Raw genomic sequence first — 17,149 nt, 5'->3', positions numbered from 1 at the left:
TCCACCGGTGTGGTTCAGGTCAGGCGTGCCTCCAGCCACGACAGCAGGTCGGCGGTCACCTCGTCCCGGTTGGTCTCGTTGAAGACCTCGTGCCGGGCGTCGGGGTACACGTGCTGCTCGACCGGGAGGCCGCGGTCGCGCAGCAGGTCGGCCAGCGCGGTCACCTGGGCGGCCTCCTCGCCGCCCACCGGGTCGCGCTGCCCGGACAGCAGCAGCACCGGCAGGCCCGCGGGCAGGTCCGCCACGGCCTCGGGGCTCGCGCAGCGGGCGACGAGGGCGAACATCCCGGCGCCGTAGCCGTACGTCGGGGGGAAGTCGTCGCCGCAGAGCGGGTCGGCCACGTAGGCGTCGACCTCGGCCTGGTCGCGGGTGAGCCAGTCGAAGGGCGTGCGGGCCGGCTCGTAGGGGGCGTTGTAGCCACTGAGGGCGTCCATCGGCTGGTCGCCCATCCCGCCGGCGACCGCGGCCTCCAGCTGCGGCACCGCCTCGGCGATGTGCGGCGCCACGCCGATCGGACCGGAGAGGACCAGCCCCGCCAGGCCGGCGCCGTCACGCTCGGCGGAGGCCAGCGCCACCGCCGAGCCGAGCGAGTGACCGAGCAGGAACCTCGGGACGCCGGGGTGCTCGTCGGCCAGCCGCTGCCCGAGGTCGCGGACGTCGTCGAGGACGTCACCGCTCGTCGCCCCGTCGCCGAAGCGGCCCGGCCCCGTGGACTCCGCCGTCCGCCCGTGGCCGCGGTGGTCGAGCGCGGCCACGGCGAACCCGCGGGCGGTCAGGGCCGCGGCCAGCCGCCCGTAGCGGCCGGCGTGCTCGGACAGCCCGTGCACCAGCTGGATCGTCGCGCGCACCTCGCCGTCGGGCGCCCAGCGGCGCTCGGCCAGGCGGGTGCCGTCGGCAGCGTCGGTGAAGGTGGGGTCGGTCATGGGGCTGGCCTCCTCGGACGTCGTCGTCGGAAGTCAGCCTGCCGTTCCGCACCCGGTCCCGCAGCCGGACCGCCGCGGGCGGGCGGTCAGCCCACGGGGTGCGAGCGCTGCAGCGCGGGCAGGTGCACCGCGGCGACGGCGCGCTGGCCCAGGCGGACGGTGCGGGCGCCGAGCACGAGCGCCGCGACCACCCCGACCCCGCCGGCCAGGAACGCCACGGCACCGGGCACGGCCAGCTCCCCGGTGACGCTGAGGACCGCCACGGTGACGAGCGCGGCCAGGACCACGGTCGACCGGATCCGCGGGCCGGTCACCGGTGATCCGCAGTTGGACAGGTCGGGATCGCAGTCGGGCGTGAGCGCGCTCATGGGCGTCTCCTCCATCGGGGACCCCGTCACGCCGAACCCACGGCGTGACGTCCGTCACAGAGAAGATAGGCGCAGTGACGCCCCGGACTCAAGGGGGGCCGGGTGGCCCCTTCACCGTGAGGATCGGGCACTCGACGGTCAGCAGGATCCGCTGGGCGGCGCTGCCCATCAGCAGCTTCCCGACGGCCGACCGCCGGCGCAGGCCGATCACGAGCAGGTCGGCGCCGGTCTCCGACACGGCGTCGGCGAGCTCCTCGGCGACGTCGCGGCCGATCGGCCGGCGCAGCTCGAAGGGCACGCCGGACACGGTGAGCTCGTCCTCGAGCCGGCGCAGCGGGTCGCCCTGCAGGTACTCCTCGTCGACCAGCGCGTCGCCCCGGCTGCTGTTGACCACCACCAGCCGGGCGCCGCGGCGGTACGCCTCGGCCACGCCGTGCTCGAGCGCGGCCCGCCCCCGCGGGGTGGGCACGTGCCCGACGACGACCACCGGCTGCCGGCTCACCGCTCGTCCCCCTCCCCGGGCGGGGCACCGACGGTCTCGCGGTGCCCTCGCTCCGAGTGCCTGAGCCCCTCGCCCGCCTGCAGCTCCTCCGGCGTCGCCCGGCGGCCGCGGACGGCGCGCAGCGCGATCGGCAGCACCAGCGCGAGCAGCGCCAGCCCGAGCACGATCCGGCTGAACCAGGTGTCGACCAGCACGCCGAGGTCGCCGCTGCTGATGGCCAGCGCGCGCCGGAGGTTCGTCTCGGCGACCGGGCCGAGGATGAGCCCGATGACCGCGGGTGCCACCGGCCAGCCGTAGCGGCGCATGGCGAAGCCCAGCAGGCCGATGACCAGCAGCAGCACCAGGTCGAGCGGGTCGGCGTTGACGGCGTAGCAGCCGAGCGAGGCGAACAGCAGGATCCCGGCGTACAGGTAGGGCCGCGGCACGCGCAGCAGCTGCACCCATACCCGCGCCAGCGGCAGGTTCAGCACCAGCAGCATGAGGTTGCCGATGAGCAGTGAGGCGATCAGCGTCCAGACCAGCGTCGACTCGGTGGACAGCAGCGTCGGCCCGGGCTGGATCCCGTAGCCCTGGAACGCGACCAGGATGATCGCCGCCGTCGCCGAGGTGGGCAGGCCGAGGGTGAGCAGCGGCACGAGCACGCCGGCGGCCGCGGCGTTGTTGGCCGCCTCCGGGCCGGCGACGCCCTCGATCGCGCCGCGGCCGAACTCCTCCGGGTGCTTGGTCAGCCTCCGCTCCGTCGCGTAGGACAGGAACGTCGGGATCTCCGCGCCGCCGGCGGGCAGCGCGCCGAGCGGGAAGCCCAGCGCCGTCCCGCGCAGCCACGGGCCCACCGAGCGGCGCAGGTCCCGCCGGGTGAACCACGGCCCGGACGCCGCCATCACCTGGACCGGGCCGCGGCGCAGCCGCGAGGCCACGTGCAGCGACTCCCCCACGGCGAACAGCGCGACGGCGACCACGACGACGTCGATGCCGTCGGCCAGCTGCGGGATGCCGAGGGTGAACCGCTCCTGCCCGGTGAGGACGTCGGTGCCGACCAGGCCGAGGTAGAGGCCGACGCCGAGGGAGGCCAGCCCGCGCAGCGGCGACGAGCCGAGCACCGTGGCCACCGCGACGAAGGCGAGGACGGCCAGGGCGAAGTAGTCGGCCGGCGTGATCCCGATGACGAGGTCGACGACGGTCGGCGCGACCAGCGCGAGCAGCAGCGTGGCGATCGTGCCGGCGACGAACGAGCCGAGCGCGGCGGTGGCCAGCGCCGCGGCGCCGCGGCCGGCCTTGGCCATCTTGTTGCCCTCGAGCGCGGTCATGATCGAGCTGGACTCGCCGGGGGTGTTGAGCAGGATCGACGTCGTCGACCCGCCGTACATGCCGCCGTAGTAGATGCCGGCGAACATGATGAAGGCCGCCGTCGGCTCCAGCGTGTACGTGACCGGCAGCAGCAGCGCGACGGTCATGGCCGGGCCGATGCCGGGCAGCACGCCGACCGCCGTCCCGAGCAGCACCCCGAGCAGCGCGAAGAGCAGGTTGACCGGGGTCAGGGCGTCGGCGAACCCGCCGAGGAGGTCGGTGAACGCCCCCATCAGAACCAGCTCGTCGCGAGCTCGAGCAGGACGCCGCCGGGCAGCGCGACGCCGAGGGCCTTGACGAACACGATCCACACGACGACCGACAGCACCCCGCCGGCCAGCAGCGGACGGACGACGCCGCGGGCACCGAGCGCCCAGGCGACCAGCGCGAACATCAGCGTGACCGCCAGCGGCCAGCCGACGACGTTGATGAGCAGCGCGTGGCCGAGGAAGGCGACCGCGATGATCCCGACCGCGCCCCACGACGTCGGGGCGTCGGGGTCGATGTCCTCGCTGTCGTCGGACGGGCCCCGGTCGCCGCGCAGCACGCGGAAGCCCAGCGCCAGCGCGGTGGCCAGCACGACGGCGCCGACGAGGTAGGGGAAGAAGCGCGGGCCGATGGTGTTCGACGAGCCCGGGATCGCGATGTTCGCGGCGTCGAGCAGCAGGTAGAGGCCGAGCGCCCCGAGCAGCACGACCATCGCCAGCTCGCCGCGGCTGACGCCGGTGCGCGGGGCGGCGGGGTGCCGGCCGGTGGCGGCGGCGTGCGACCCGGTGGCGTCCCGGGTGGAGACGTCGGGGTCGGGCGACCCGCTGCTCACTGCACCAGCCCGATCTCGCGCAGGATCGCCAGCACCCGCTGCTCCTCCTCGGCGAGGAAGCGGCCGTACTCGTCCCCGGTCAGCAGCAGGTCCTCCCAGCCGTTGGCGGCCACCGCCTCGGTCCACTCCTCGCTGTCGTGGACGTCGACGACGAGCGCGGTGAGGTCCTCGCGCGCCTGGTCGGACATGCCCGGCCGGGCCATGAGCCCGCGCCAGTTGGACACCTCGACGTCGAACCCGGACTCGACCAGCGTCGGCACGTCGGGCACCTGGTCGGAGCGCTCGGCGGTGGAGACCGCGAGGCCGACCAGGTCGCCGGTGCGGACCTGCTCGCCGTAGTCGGCGGTACCGGAGATCCCCGCGGCGACCTGGTTGCCGAGCAGGGCCGCGAGCGACTCCCCGCCGCCGGAGTAGGCGATGTAGTTGACCTGCCCGGGGTCGATGCCGGCGGCCTGGGCCAGCAGCCCGGCGAGGATCTGGTCGGTGCCGCCGGCCGAGCCGCCGGCGATCGGCGTGCCCGACGGGTCGGCCGCCCAGACCTCGACGAAGCCCTGGATGTCGCTGTACGGCGCGTCGGCCGGGGCCACGATGAGCTCGGTCTCCCCGATCAGCCGGGCGATCGGGGTGACGTCGGTGAGCCGGGTGGCGGAGTCGTTGGTGTCGACGGCGCCCACCATGACCAGGCCCATCATCATGAGCAGCGCGTCGTCGGTCTCCCGGGAGAGCTGGCCGAGGCCGATGGTGCCGCCGGCGCCCTCGACGTTGAACACCTGCACGTTGCGCGCCAGGCCGCTGGTCTGGACGACGCGCTGGAAGACGCGGGCGGTGGTGTCCCAGCCGCCGCCCGGGCTGGCCGGCGCCATGAGCCGCAGCCGGGACAGGTCGCCGGGCTGCACCACCGTGCCGGCACACCCGGCCAGCGCCCCGGCCGCGGTCGCCAGCGCGGGCCCGGCCAGGGCCCCGGCGAGGAAGGACCTCCGGCTGAGGGGCACCAGCGGGCCTCCCCTCGGCCGTGACGACGGTCACACGGGACGCTAGACCCGCTCCCCCGTCGCCTCAACCGCGGTGGGGCGCCGACCGGGTGGCCGCCCGACGGTCAGGCCGGCGGCGGGGTCATCTGGGCGACGCGGACGGAGTTGCCGAACGGGTCGCGGAGGCCGAAGTCGATGCCATAGGGCTGCACGACCGGCTCCTCGGGCAGGTCGACGCCCTTCTCCTTGAGCTCCGCGTGCGTCTTGTGCGCGTCGTCGGTGGTGAGGAAGAGGTGGCCGCCGCCGGCGCCCTTGGTGACGAGCTCGCGCACCTGGTCGGCGACCTCCGGACCCACCGACGGCGGGGCGGGCCGCTCGAGCAGCACCGCGTGGCCGGGGTCGGAGGGGAGGGCGACGGTCAGGAAGCGCATCGGCCCGAACTGCTGGTCGGTCTGGACCTCGAAGCCCAGCTTGCCGACGTAGAAGTCCAGCGCCTGGTCCTGGTCCAGCACGTAGAGGGAGGTGATCGAGATGGAGGTCAACATGCCGACGACGCTAGGGGCGGCCGCCGTCGCCGGGCTTCTCCGGAACTGCTGTCTTCTCGCTCGGTCGCGTCTTCTCGCTGGGGCGCAGCCACCGCATTCCGAAGCAGCTCGGCACCGGCGCGAGCGGCCCGCGCCGCCGGTAGACGCTCGGCGGCTCCCCCACGACGTCGGCGAACACACGGCTGAACGTGCCGAGGCTGGAGAAGCCGACGGCCACGCAGACGTCGGTGACCGTGCGGTCGGTGCTGCGCAGCAGGAACATCGCCCGCTCGACCCGGCGGCGCTGCAGGTACCGGTGCGGCGTCTCGCCGAAGGTCTGCTTGAAGGTGCGGATGAAGTGCGCCTCGGAGACGTGCGCGATGCGCGCCAGGACAGTGACGTCGAGCGGCTCGGCGTAGGAGCGGTCCATCTCGTCCCGGGCCCGCAACATGCGGCGGTTGGAGTCCTCGCTCGACCGGCTCACCGCTGCGGCAGGACCAGGTGCGCGACGCCGGCGTCGAGGTCGACCCGGCTGCGCGGTGGGGCGCCGTCGGTCTCGTCCTCGCGGAAGACCTCGCTCACCCTGCGCTCGTCGGCGTCGACCATCCGGCCGGGCTCGAGCGCGGCGCACAGGACCTCGGTGCCGGCGGCCGACACCGCGTAGCGCCTCCGCCGGTGCAGGGGGCTCCTGCGCCGCAGCCCGGACGCCACCCGCTCGACCAGCGCCAGTCCGACGAGCAGCACGGCCAGCCCCGGGATCGTCAGTGCGACCAGTGTCCCCGGTCCCATGCGCCCTCCTCCCGGCCGGGTGCAGCATCGCACCGTCCGGGGTGCTGCATGCCCGGGCAGGGCGTCAGTCCGTGAGCTCGCGGCAGCTCGGACAGAGGCCGGTCGTGTCCGTCTCCGGCCACGGGTCGTCGAGGACGGCGACGATGACGCCGCACAGCGCCACCTCGGGCTCGCCCATCAGTTCCTCGGCGTTGCGGTGCACCTCGACGGCGTGCAGAGCGTCGGCAGCGGCGTCCGGGTGCATGCGGCGGGGCCAGCGGGACCGCGGCCGGCCGCAGAGGAGCCTGGTGCCGACCGCGCTCGCTGTTCGATCTGGAGTCACGTCTGCAGCGTGCCCTGGATCACCGTTCCTCAACCGGGCTGCCGCGGACACCGCGGCGACCGCACGTCGATCCCGCAGGTCACCGGCTCGCCTGCGTGTCCGTCGACCGTGTGGACGACGTGGTGACCGCGCCGGCTCCGGTGTCGCCGGTGGGCCGTCTCCGGTCCGCTGGACGCGGTGCAGGCGGCTGCGCGGGAGATCCCGCGGCAGCCGGCGGTGCAGGTGCGCGGTGGTCGAGTCGACCGCCGTCCCGCACCAGCCGGGACCCGCGGCGCGGCGGGACCGACGTCCTCGCCGAGTACCTGGCCCGCGCCGCGATCACGGATCAGCCGTCGGACCGCCGGAGCAGCCACGCGGCGTCGTCCCCGTCGAGGACCGCCGGATGCGCGCCGACCCGTACCCGGCCGACGCGCATCCGTGCTGCTCCCGTCAGCTGGCGCGCTTGCGCGTCGCCCGTTTCTTCGGGCCGGCTGCCGCCTCGACCGCGTCCGGGTCGAGCAGCGGCACCAGGTACCGGCCGGTGTGCGACTCCGGCACCGACGCGACGAACTCCGGCGGCCCCTCGGCCACGACCGTGCCGCCACGGAACCCGCCCTCGGGCCCCATGTCGATCAGCCAGTCGGCGCTCTTGATGACGTCGAGGTTGTGCTCGATGACGATCACCGAGTTGCCCTTGTCGACCAGGCCCTGCAGCACGAGCAGCAGCTTGCGGATGTCCTCGAAGTGCAGGCCGGTGGTCGGCTCGTCCAGGACGTACACGCTGCGGCCGTTGGACCGCTTCTGCAGCTCGCTGGCCAGCTTCACCCGCTGCGCCTCGCCGCCGGACAGCGTCGTCGCCGGCTGGCCGAGCCGCACGTAGCCCAGGCCGACGTCGGTGAGCGTGCGCAGGTACCGCGCGATGCCCGGGATGGCGGCGAAGAAGTCCGCGGCCTCCTCGATCGGCATGTCCAGGACCTCGGCGACCGTCTTGCCCTTGTAGTGCACCTCGAGCGTCTCCCGGTTGAACCGGGCGCCCTTGCACACCTCGCACGGGACGTAGACGTCGGGCAGGAAGTTCATCTCGATCTTCAGCGTGCCGTCGCCCGAGCACGCCTCGCAGCGCCCGCCCTTGACGTTGAAGGAGAACCGCCCCGGCTGGTAGCCGCGGATCTTCGCCTCCGACGTCTGCGCGAACAGCTTGCGGACCTGGTCCCAGACACCGGTGTAGGTGGCCGGGTTGGATCGCGGGGTCCGCCCGATCGGCGACTGGTCGACGTGCACGACCTTGTCCAGGTGCTCGAGCCCGGTGACCGTCCGGTGCCGCCCGGGGACCATCCGCGCGCGGTTCAGCTGGTTGGCCAGGACCGTGTAGAGAATGTCGTTGACCAGGCTGGACTTGCCGGACCCGGACACCCCGGTGACGCCGACCAGGCAGCCCAGGGGGAACGTCACGTCGACGCCCTTGAGGTTGTGCTCGCGCGCGCCCTTGACCACCAGCTCGCGGCCGGGCTGCGGCTGCCGCCGCACCTTCGGCACGGTGATCTCCAGCCGGCCCGACAGGTACTGCCCGGTCAGCGACCGCTCGCTGGCCAGCAGGTCCGCGACGGTGCCGCTGACGATCACCTCGCCGCCGTGTTCGCCGGCGCCGGGGCCGATGTCGACCACCCAGTCGGCGGTCTTGATCGTGTCCTCGTCGTGCTCGACGACGATGAGGGTGTTGCCCATGTCGCGCAGCCGGACCAGCGTCTCGATCAGCCGGGTGTTGTCCCGCTGGTGCAGCCCGATCGAGGGCTCGTCGAGGACGTACAGGACGCCGACCAGCCCCGACCCGATCTGCGTGGCCAGCCGGATGCGCTGCGCCTCGCCACCGGCCAGCGTCGCCGCCGGGCGGTCGAGGGACAGGTAGTCCAGGCCGACGTCGACCAGGAAGGACAGCCGGGCCTGGATCTCCTTGAGCACGCGGTCGGCGATGGCCCGCTCGCGGTCGCCCAGCTCCAGCGCGCGCAGCCAGTCCGCGGCCTCGCCGATCGACAGGCCGGTCACCTCGGCGATCGAGCGGCCGTTGAGCTTGACCGCGAGGATCTCCGGCTTGAGCCGGGTGCCGTGGCACACGGGACAGGGCACGTCGCGCATGTAGCCCTCGTACTTGTCCCGCATGTACTCGCTGTCGGTGTCCTCGTGCCGGCGCTCGAGGAAGGGCAGCACGCCCTCGAACGCGGCGTAGTAGCTGCGCTCGCGGCCGTAGCGGTTCTTGTAGCGGACGTGCACCTGGTCCGGTGAGCCGTGCAGGACGGCCTTCTGGACCTTGGCCGGCAGCTTCTCCCACGGCGTGTCCATGGAGAAGCCGATCTGGTCGGCCAGCCCGGACAGCAGCCGCAGGAAGTACTCGTTGCTCATCGAGCCGGCCCACGGGGCGACCGCGCCCTGCGCGAGGCTCTTCTCCGGGTCGGGCACGACGAGGTCGGGGTCGACCTCCTTGCGGGTGCCGATGCCGGTGCACTCGGGGCAGGCGCCGAACGGCGAGTTGAACGAGAAGCTGCGCGGCTCGAGCGCCTCGAACGACAGGCCGTCGTCGACGCAGGCGAGGTGCTCGGAGAAGGTGCGCTCGCGCTCCGGGTCGTCGTCGGGCAGGTCGACGAAGTCGAGGACGACGAGGCCGCCGGCGAGGCCCAGCGCGGTCTCGACCGAGTCGGTGAGCCGCCGCTTGGCGCTCTCCTTCACCGTCAGCCGGTCGACGATGACCTCGATCGTGTGCTTCTCCTGCTTCTTCAGCTTCGGCGGCTCGGTGAGCGGGTGCACCGTGCCGTCGACCCGGACACGGGAGAAGCCCTGGGTCTGCAGCGAGCTGAACAGGTCGACGTACTCGCCCTTGCGCGCCCGCACGACCGGCGCGAGCACCTGGAACCGGGTGCCCTCCTCCATCGACAGCACCTGGTCCACGATCTGCTGCGGCGTCTGCCGGGCGATCGGCTTGCCGCAGTTGGGGCAGTGCGGCTGCCCGGCGCGGGCGTAGAGCAGCCGGAGGTAGTCGTAGACCTCGGTGATCGTGCCGACCGTCGAGCGCGGGTTGCGGTTGGTCGACTTCTGGTCGATCGACACCGCGGGCGACAGGCCCTCGATGAAGTCGACGTCGGGCTTGTCCATCTGCCCGAGGAACTGGCGCGCGTAGGCCGACAGAGACTCGACGTAGCGCCGCTGGCCCTCGGCGAAGATGGTGTCGAAGGCCAGGCTCGACTTGCCCGATCCGGACAGCCCGGTGAAGACGATCAGGGCGTCGCGGGGCAGGTCGAGGTGGACGTCCTTGAGGTTGTGCTCACGGGCGCCGCGGACGACGAGACGGTCCAATGTGATCCCTGTCGGTCAGCCGGGCCGGGCGGTGCTCGCCGGGCCACGGTGGAGGTGTCGAGATGTCGATACGGGCAACGCCGTCACGGCCCGCGCGCAATCCGTGACGACGGCGACGTTGCCGCCTGGCGCGGGCGCTCAGACGGGAGCCGGGGACGGCATTCCGGCGGGGTCGAAGACCGGCGCGTGACGGCGCCAGGGCGCGCGGCGTTCCAGCTCTCCGGCCAGCCAGAGTAGTCGCGTCTCGCTCCCCGGGGGGCCCACGAGCTGGACCGCCAGCGGGTGCCCCCCGGGGCGCGTCCCCGCAGGCAGCACGACCGCCGGGACCCCCGCCAGGTTCCACGGTGCGGCCCACGGCGCCCACCGGGTGTTGGCGGTGATGTTCGCCAGGAAGCCGCGCTCGTGCCACGGCCGGGCCGGCAGCGGCGGGCCGTTGGTGATCGGCGTCAGCAGCACGTCGAGGTCGTTCTCGGCGAAGAAGGCCGCCGTCCGCTCGCGGAACCGCTCGGCCGTCTGCGGCCGGACCAGCCCGGCCCGCCGCACGAGCCGGCCCAGGCGCGCGTGCGTGCGGCTGCGCGGCTGCAGCGCCGCGCGGTCGATGCCCAGGAACGCCGCGTCGTCCTCCGCACCGGCGAGCCAGCGGGCGACGGCGCCGACGGCGGCGCCCGGCGGGACGACCGGGTCGCGCTCGACGACGACGTGCCCGGCACCGCGCAGCAGCCGGGCCGTCCGCTCGACCGCCGCCCGCGCCGGACCGTCGGGCCGCGCGCCGGGTACCGGGGAGCGCCGGGCGACGGCGATCCGCAGCGGCCGGCCCGGGGCGGACGGACCCGACCAGTCGAGCGCCGAGGTCTCCCCCGCCAGCACGGCGGTGCCCAGCGCGACGTCGTCGACCGTGGTGGCGAGGACGCCGTTGACCGCCATGCCCGACCAGTCGTCGGCGCCGATGCCGGCGGGCAGCACGCCGCGGCCGGGCTTGAGCGTGACCAGGCCGCACGCCGCGGCCGGCAGCCGCAGCGAGCCCATGCCGTCGCCGCCGTGCGCCAGCGGGACGACGCCCGCGGCGACCGCGGCGGCGCTGCCGCCGGAGCTCCCGGCCGGCGAGCGGGCGGTGTCCCAGGGGTTGCGGGTCACCGTGCCCGGGCCGTCGGTGGCGGCGTAGAGGCACAGCTCGGGGACGCGGGTGATCCCGACGACGACGGCGCCCGCGGCGCGCAGCCGGGCGATGACTGCGTGGTCGGCGTCCGCGGGGACCGCGCCGGACGCGGCGCAGCCGTCGGTGGCCACCTCGCCGGTCACCGCGACGTTGTCCTTCACCGCGACCGGCACGCCGGCCAGCGGCATCGTGCCCCGACGCGGGTCGGCGTCGACCGCGGCCGCCTCGGCGAGCGCAGCCTCGGCGCGGACCACGCGGAAGGCGCCGATCCGGGGCTCGACCTCGGCCAGGTGGACCAGGTGGGCGCGCACCACGTCGACCGCAGAGAGCTCCCCGGAGCGCACACCCGCGGCGATCACGGAAGCGGGCAGGCCGACGAGCCGGGCGCCACCCGGAGCTCCGCTAGCGTCCATGCCGCGACCGTATCCGCGGTCGCCGACAGTTTCCGAACGGAGGCCCGATGAGCTACAGCGGCGACGTCGAGGTGGGCGGCCCGGCCGACGTGCGGGAGCTGCCCGGCCTGACCATCAGCAAGATCGCGGTCAGCGAGATGGCCAACAACGCCTACCTGCTGCAGTGCACCGCCACCGGGCAGGCGCTGCTCGTCGACGCCGCGGCGGAGCCCGAGACCCTCCACCGCCTCGTCGGCGGCGCCGACCTGCGCACCGTCGTCACCACGCACGGGCACTGGGACCACCACCGCGCGCTGCCCGACGTCGTCGCGGCCACCGGCGCGCAGACGGTGGCGCACGCGGCCGACGCCGGCGACCTGCCCGTTCCGGTGGACCGGACCGTGGCCCACGGCGACACGGTCGCCGTGGGCGAGCAGGAGCTCGAGGTGGTCCACCTGCGCGGGCACACGCCCGGCAGCATCGCGCTCGTCTGGCGCGGGGGCGGCGACGCCGGCACCCACGTCTTCACCGGCGACAGCCTGTTCCCCGGCGGTCCTGGACGGACGACATCTCCTGAGGACTTCCATTCCCTGATGGACGACCTGGAACAGCGCATCTTCGAGGCCCTCGACGACTCGACGTGGTTCTACCCCGGTCACGGAAAGGACTCCACCCTCGGGGCCGAGCGCATCCACCTCGAGGAGTGGCGAGCACGCGGCTGGTGACCGTCCGCACCCCGCTGACGACGACCTGGACGTCGTCGGCTGGCAGTCATCGCCTCGATCCCTGCACCACTCCTGTGGTCGCAGGAGAGGGACCCAACGGGTCGCAGACACACGAGCCACCGGAGTGGGGAGCGGCGTCCTGTCCCTCAGGGGCCGACTGGGTGGCAGGCACCGTCTGCTCCGCTCCGCGATCGCAACCGCCGCGGCCGTCGCGGCCGGCCTGCGAGGACCTTGGCGTCCTGAACATCGCCGGTACCTCACCGTTCTCCCTCGCCCCGGCCATCGCCCCTGTGATCCTGGATCTGGGCGGCGGGAGCTACGGCGTCCCGTCCAGCGGCGCGGGCGCGGGCGCCCTCGCCGGAGCCGCCTCGATCCTCCCGGTCAGAGGGGTTCGCTGACCGCCCGACCTCCGGACGATGCACCCGCTGATCCGCGGGCGGCCGCAGTGCAGGAGCCAGGGCGGCCGGCAGGCCGGCCGCGGTCCCGCTACGTCCGCGCACCGCCCACCTACGCTGGCCGGATGCCGCTCCTGGGCACCAAGCTGCGCGCCCCGAGTCCGCGCCGTCAGCTCGTCCCCCGCGAGCGGCTGGAGGTCGAGTTCCGCGCGCACCCGACGACGATGCCGCGGCTGGTGCTCGTCTCGGCCCCGGCCGGGTACGGGAAGACGACCCTGATGACCCAGTGGCTGACGCCGGATCGGGTCGAGGACCGCGACGCGGGCCGGAGACCGCACGCCCTGCGGGTGGCGTGGCTGTCCCTCGACGCGGCCGACGCCCACCTGCGTGTCTTCCTCACCCACCTGGTGGCGGCACTCCAGGTCGCCAGCCCCGAGGTGGGGGCCGACGCGCTGGCGCTGATGGACACCGAACGCACCCTCCCGGTCGAGGACGTGGTGGCCAGCCTGGTCAACGACCTCGATGCACTCGCCGGCTCCACCGCCGTCGCCCTCGACGACTACCACCTCATCGACGACCCCGAGATCCACCGTGCGGTCGCCTTCCTGCTCGACCACCTGCCGCCCCAGGTCACCGTGGTCATGACGACGCGTGCGGACCCGCCCCTGCCGCTCGCCCGCCTGCGGGCCCGTGGGGAGCTGCTCGAGGTCCGCGCCGCCGACCTGCGGTTCACCGCGGAGGAGGCCGATGTCTTCCTCAACCGGGTCATGGGCCTCGGGCTCGAACCCGCCCTCGTGGCGGCCCTGGAGAGCCGGACCGAGGGCTGGGCGGCCGGCCTCCAGCTCGCGGCCCTCTCGGTCCGCGGCCACACCACCGCCGGCTCCGGCCACCCGGCATCCGAGGGGATCGCGGCGTTCGTCGAGGCGTTCACCGGCAGCGATCGGTTCGTCCTCGACTACCTGCTCGAGGAGGTCCTGGCCACTCAACCCGAGGACGTGCGCACGTTCCTCCTCGACACATCGGTCCTCGAGCAGCTCACCGGGCCGTTGTGCGACGCGCTCACCGGCGGCAGCGACGGGCAACGGCTGCTGGAGACCCTGGAGCGCGGCAACCTGTTCCTGGTCCCGCTCGACGAGCAGCGACAGTGGTTCCGCTACCAGCACCTGTTCGCCGACGCGCTGCGCGCCCGGCTCCTGGCCAGAAGCCCCGGACGGGTCCGCAGCCTGCACCGAGCAGCCAGTGACTGGCACGCCGAACACGGGACGCTGAGCGACGCGATCAGCCACGCTCTCGCCGCAGGCGATGTCGAGCACGTGGCCGACCTCCTGGAACTGGCGTTGTCAGAGGCCCGTCAGCGCCGGCAGGACCGGACCCTGCGCGCCTGGCTGAACGGCCTCCCCGACGACGTCCTCCGCGGCCGCGCGCTCCTCGCCGTGCAGATGGCGCCGGCGCGACTCTCCGAGGGCGACCTGGAGGGGGCCGAGCGCTGGCTCGACGACGCCGACGCGGCACTCCGGACGACGACGCTCGAACCTGCGGCGGGCGTGCCGCACGCGGGACGTCTGGCTGACGCGGCACGCGCGCGAGAGAAGGAGCTCCGAGCCCTGCCGGCGCAGGCCGCCGTGTACCGCGCCGCAGTCGCTCAGGCCGGCGGTGACGTCGCAGGGACCATCGCGCACGCTCGCCGCGCCCTGGACCTGGCCGGGCCGGCCGACCACGTCGCCCGGTCCGGCGGCGCCGGGTTCCTCGGCCTGGCCGCGTGGGCCGCCGGCGACCTGCCCGCAGCGGTGGACACGTTCGGCGAGGCCGTGCGCAGCCTGCGCGCCGCCGGCAACGTCACCGACGAGCTCGGCACGACCGTCGTCCTCGCCACCATGTGGCTCGCGCGCGGACAGCCCGACCAGGCGCGGCGACTCTACGAGCGAGCCCTCCGGACGGCACGGGCCCATCCGGGCCCGGTGCTGTCCACGACCGGGGACCTGCACGTCGGCCTCGCCGACGTGCTACGGGAACAAGGCGACCTCGACGCCGCCGCGAAGCACCTGCAGATGGCGCGGGAGCTCGGTGAACGCGCGTCGCTCCCGGAGAACCGACACCGCTGGTACACCGCCATGGCCGGACTGCTGGTGGCACACGGCGACCTGGACGGCGCCGTCGGCATGCTGGAGCAGGCGCAGCCGTTGTACCTGCCCGGCTACTTCCCCGACGTGCGTCCCATCCCCGCCGGCCGGGCGCGGGTCCACATCGCGCAGGGGCGGCTGGAGGACGCGGCGGCGTGGGCACGCGCCCACCACGTCACCTCCGACAACCCGTCCGACTACTCGGCCGAGTACGACCAGCTCACGCTCGCCCGTCTGCTCATCGCGCAGCACCGCGCCGCCCCACGACCGAAGACCCTCGAGGACGCCCGCACGCTGCTGGACCGGATCGTGGCCGCCGCCGAGGCAGCGGATCGTGGCGGCAGCCTCGTCGAGGCCCTGCTCGTGCGGTCCCTCGGGCACCGCCACAGCGACCCGGACGCCGCGCTCGCAGACCTGGGTCGCGCGCTGCGGGCCGGCGTCCCGGTCGGGTACTGCCGGCTGTTCCTCGACGAGGGACCCGCGATGGGCGAGCTGCTCCGGGCGGCCGCCGGACGCCCCGACCTGCTCGGCTCGGCAGAGGCAGCGACCTTGCTCCAGGCGGCCGGACGCCAGCAGGACGACCCCTCCCGTACGCGCCCTCCGGCACTCGGGAGCCGGGAGCCGCTGAGCGAGCGGGAAGTCGAGGTGCTCCGGCTGCTGGCGACCGACCTGACCGGCCCCGACATCGCCGGCCAGCTGTTCCTGTCGGTCAACACGTTCCGGACCCACACCCGGCACATCTTCACCAAGCTCGACGTGAACACCCGGCGGGCTGCGGTCAGCCGCGCAGGTGAGCTCGGCCTCCTGTGGGCCCCGCCCCCGGCAGCGGGATGACGAGGCCGGGCCACCCAGGCGGGATCACCAAGGCAGTCACATGATCATGTGACGTGGACTCGCCCACCGCGCTCCTAGCGTCTCCCACATCGCCGGACACCCGCCCGGCACCGGGACGAGGAGCTCCGCCATGACCATCACCGCCACCGGCCTCACCAAGGCCGCGGGCGCCGCAGCCGCGGTCGCCGGAGCCATCTTCGTCACCGTCCAGATCGGTCACCCGTCCACCGGCTCCTTCACCACCGAGACCACCCAGTGGGTGGCCCGCAGCGGCGCCAAGTCCGTGATGGCGGCGCTGGCGCTCGCAGGCATCACCGGCATGTACGTCCGCCAGTACCGCAAGGCCGGCGTCCTCGGCCTGGTCGGCTACCTCGTGTTCGCGGTCGGGTACCTGGCCCTGCTCTCCGTCGAGGTCATCGCCGCCGCCGTCCTGCCCGACCTGGTCGACAGCGAGCCCGGGTTCGTCAACGACGTCGTCGCCGCCGCCAACGGCGGAACGCCCAACGCCGACATCGGCGGACTGCAGACCCTGCTCAACGTGGCCGGGGCCGGCTACATCGTCGGCGGCCTCGTCTTCGGCATCGTCCTGTTCCGCACCGGCGTCCTCACCCGGTGGGCGGCCGCCCTGCTCGCCGTCAGCACCGCCGCCACCGCCGCGCTCGCAGTCCTGCCCGAGTCGTTCAACCGGCCGTTCGCCGTCCCCGCGGGCATCGCGCTCATCGCCTTGGGCGTGTCCCTGTGGCGCAACCCCCGCGACGTCCGTCAGAACGGCCCCGCCACGGTCCCCTCGACCGCCATGGCCGTCAGCCCGGCCGAGCAGCCCGCGGTCCGATGACCATCGCCCGACGGGCCGCCCAGTCGACCTCCCACCGGACCTCATCCGGTGGAGGGTCGACGCGGCCGCGGGACCAGCGGGCCGGCCAGCCTCGGGGCTGGCCGGTCCCGGCCGCGCTGGTGGCGCTGTCCGCCATCCCGCTCGCGGCCGGCTCGCTCCGCCTCGTCCACCTTGCCGGCGGACCCGACCTGGTGCCGGCCGACGACCGGTTCACCGGCTTCCCGACCGCCCTCGTCGTCCACATCGTCGGCGCCACGGTGTTCGCCCTGGTGGGCGCATTCCAGTTCGTGCCCCGCATCCGGCGCCACCACCCCGCGTGGCACCGCCGCGCCGGCCGGCTCGTGATCGCGGCGGGGCTCGCGGTCACCGGCTCGGCGCTGTGGCTCACCCTCTTCTACGAGACCCAGCCCGGGACCGGGAACCTGCTCCACGTCCTCCGGCTCCTGTTCGCCTCCGCGATGGCCGCCGGCCTGCTGCTCGGGATCACCGCGATCCGCCGCCGCGACATCCCCGCCCACCGGGCCTGGATGATCCGGGCCTACGCGATCAGCCTGGCCGCCGGCACCCAGGCGTTCACCGAGGGCATCGCCGCGGCAGTCGTCGGCACCGGGGAGCTCCGAATGGACCTGGCCAAGGGCGCCGGTTGGGTCATCAACCTCGCCGTCGCCGAGTGGGCCATCCGCCGCCTCGCTGGCCGACGCACCCGCCACCACCCACGCAGCACCACCACGCTCCACGGCGCGCCAGTCGGGGCACCGACATGATCCGCCCCACGTCGAGCCCAGCCGGCCCGGGCCGGACC

The 17,149-nt window shown here is 74.3% G+C and carries 16 protein-coding genes; 4 read left to right on the top strand and 12 right to left on the bottom strand.

Annotated features, from left to right (window positions below; all coding sequences use genetic code 11):
* Nucleotides 1-14 precede the first annotated feature (14 nt).
* The 12 genes from BM414_RS25250 to BM414_RS25195 form a co-directional block, all read right to left on the bottom strand.
* Complete coding sequence (locus tag BM414_RS25250) at nucleotides 15-923, bottom strand: alpha/beta hydrolase (RefSeq protein WP_093584139.1); 909 nt, start codon at nucleotides 921-923, stop codon at nucleotides 15-17.
* Nucleotides 924-1,009: 86 nt separating this feature from the next.
* On the bottom strand, nucleotides 1,010-1,291 hold the full coding sequence (locus BM414_RS25245) for a hypothetical protein (RefSeq protein ID WP_093584137.1): 282 nt from the start codon (nucleotides 1,289-1,291) through the stop codon (nucleotides 1,010-1,012).
* A gap of 88 nt (nucleotides 1,292-1,379) precedes the next feature.
* Nucleotides 1,380-1,793: a universal stress protein gene (locus tag BM414_RS25240; protein ID WP_245784983.1), complete on the bottom strand. Its 414-nt coding sequence runs from the start codon at nucleotides 1,791-1,793 to the stop codon at nucleotides 1,380-1,382.
* Nucleotides 1,790-3,373: a tripartite tricarboxylate transporter permease gene (locus BM414_RS25235; RefSeq protein ID WP_093584135.1), complete on the bottom strand. Its 1,584-nt coding sequence runs from the start codon at nucleotides 3,371-3,373 to the stop codon at nucleotides 1,790-1,792. Before BM414_RS25235 ends, BM414_RS25240 begins: the two co-directional genes overlap by 4 nt.
* The gene (locus BM414_RS25230; RefSeq protein WP_093584133.1) at nucleotides 3,373-3,960 is read right to left on the bottom strand and encodes a tripartite tricarboxylate transporter TctB family protein; all 588 of its coding nucleotides are present in this window, start codon (nucleotides 3,958-3,960) and stop codon (nucleotides 3,373-3,375) included. Before BM414_RS25230 ends, BM414_RS25235 begins: the two co-directional genes overlap by 1 nt.
* A complete protein-coding gene (locus tag BM414_RS25225; RefSeq protein WP_093584131.1) occupies nucleotides 3,957-4,952 on the bottom strand; it encodes a Bug family tripartite tricarboxylate transporter substrate binding protein in 996 nt (331 codons plus the stop codon). The genes BM414_RS25230 and BM414_RS25225 overlap by 4 nt, the downstream gene beginning before the upstream one ends.
* 104 nt (nucleotides 4,953-5,056) lie before the next feature.
* On the bottom strand, nucleotides 5,057-5,476 hold the full coding sequence (locus tag BM414_RS25220) for a VOC family protein (protein WP_093584129.1): 420 nt from the start codon (nucleotides 5,474-5,476) through the stop codon (nucleotides 5,057-5,059).
* A gap of 10 nt (nucleotides 5,477-5,486) precedes the next feature.
* Entirely contained in the window at nucleotides 5,487-5,906 is a 420-nt protein-coding gene (locus tag BM414_RS25215) for a helix-turn-helix domain-containing protein (protein ID WP_175551801.1), read from the bottom strand.
* Between the two features lie 29 nt (nucleotides 5,907-5,935).
* On the bottom strand, nucleotides 5,936-6,244 hold the full coding sequence (locus BM414_RS25210) for a DUF6191 domain-containing protein (protein ID WP_093584127.1): 309 nt from the start codon (nucleotides 6,242-6,244) through the stop codon (nucleotides 5,936-5,938).
* A 64-nt stretch (nucleotides 6,245-6,308) separates the two neighbouring features.
* Nucleotides 6,309-6,488 (bottom strand): hypothetical protein, encoded by a 180-nt coding sequence (locus BM414_RS25205; RefSeq protein ID WP_093584125.1) that lies wholly within the window; start codon nucleotides 6,486-6,488, stop codon nucleotides 6,309-6,311.
* A 507-nt stretch (nucleotides 6,489-6,995) separates the two neighbouring features.
* The gene (gene uvrA, locus BM414_RS25200) at nucleotides 6,996-9,890 is read right to left on the bottom strand and encodes an excinuclease ABC subunit UvrA (protein ID WP_139246046.1); all 2,895 of its coding nucleotides are present in this window, start codon (nucleotides 9,888-9,890) and stop codon (nucleotides 6,996-6,998) included.
* A 138-nt stretch (nucleotides 9,891-10,028) separates the two neighbouring features.
* Nucleotides 10,029-11,459 (bottom strand): amidase, encoded by a 1,431-nt coding sequence (locus BM414_RS25195; RefSeq protein ID WP_093584123.1) that lies wholly within the window; start codon nucleotides 11,457-11,459, stop codon nucleotides 10,029-10,031.
* Between the two features lie 47 nt (nucleotides 11,460-11,506).
* On the opposite strand from BM414_RS25195, the gene BM414_RS25190 reads away from it, so the two are divergent.
* The 4 genes from BM414_RS25190 (at nucleotide 11,507) to BM414_RS25175 (ending at nucleotide 17,111) form a co-directional block, all read left to right on the top strand.
* Entirely contained in the window at nucleotides 11,507-12,163 is a 657-nt protein-coding gene (locus BM414_RS25190) for an MBL fold metallo-hydrolase (protein WP_093584121.1), read from the top strand.
* Nucleotides 12,164-12,683: 520 nt separating this feature from the next.
* A complete protein-coding gene (locus tag BM414_RS25185; RefSeq protein ID WP_093584166.1) occupies nucleotides 12,684-15,512 on the top strand; it encodes a winged helix-turn-helix domain-containing protein in 2,829 nt (942 codons plus the stop codon).
* A gap of 130 nt (nucleotides 15,513-15,642) precedes the next feature.
* Nucleotides 15,643-16,347, top strand: coding sequence for a hypothetical protein (locus tag BM414_RS25180; RefSeq protein WP_175551800.1), 705 nt, complete (start codon nucleotides 15,643-15,645; stop codon nucleotides 16,345-16,347).
* On the top strand, nucleotides 16,344-17,111 hold the full coding sequence (locus tag BM414_RS25175; RefSeq protein WP_093584119.1) for a DUF2306 domain-containing protein: 768 nt from the start codon (nucleotides 16,344-16,346) through the stop codon (nucleotides 17,109-17,111). The genes BM414_RS25180 and BM414_RS25175 overlap by 4 nt, the downstream gene beginning before the upstream one ends.
* Nucleotides 17,112-17,149: the final 38 nt, after the last annotated feature.

The organism is Geodermatophilus amargosae (genome assembly GCF_900116515.1).
Classification (GTDB): domain Bacteria; phylum Actinomycetota; class Actinomycetes; order Mycobacteriales; family Geodermatophilaceae; genus Geodermatophilus; species Geodermatophilus amargosae.
This window is presented reverse-complemented; position numbering and strand designations above follow the sequence as displayed.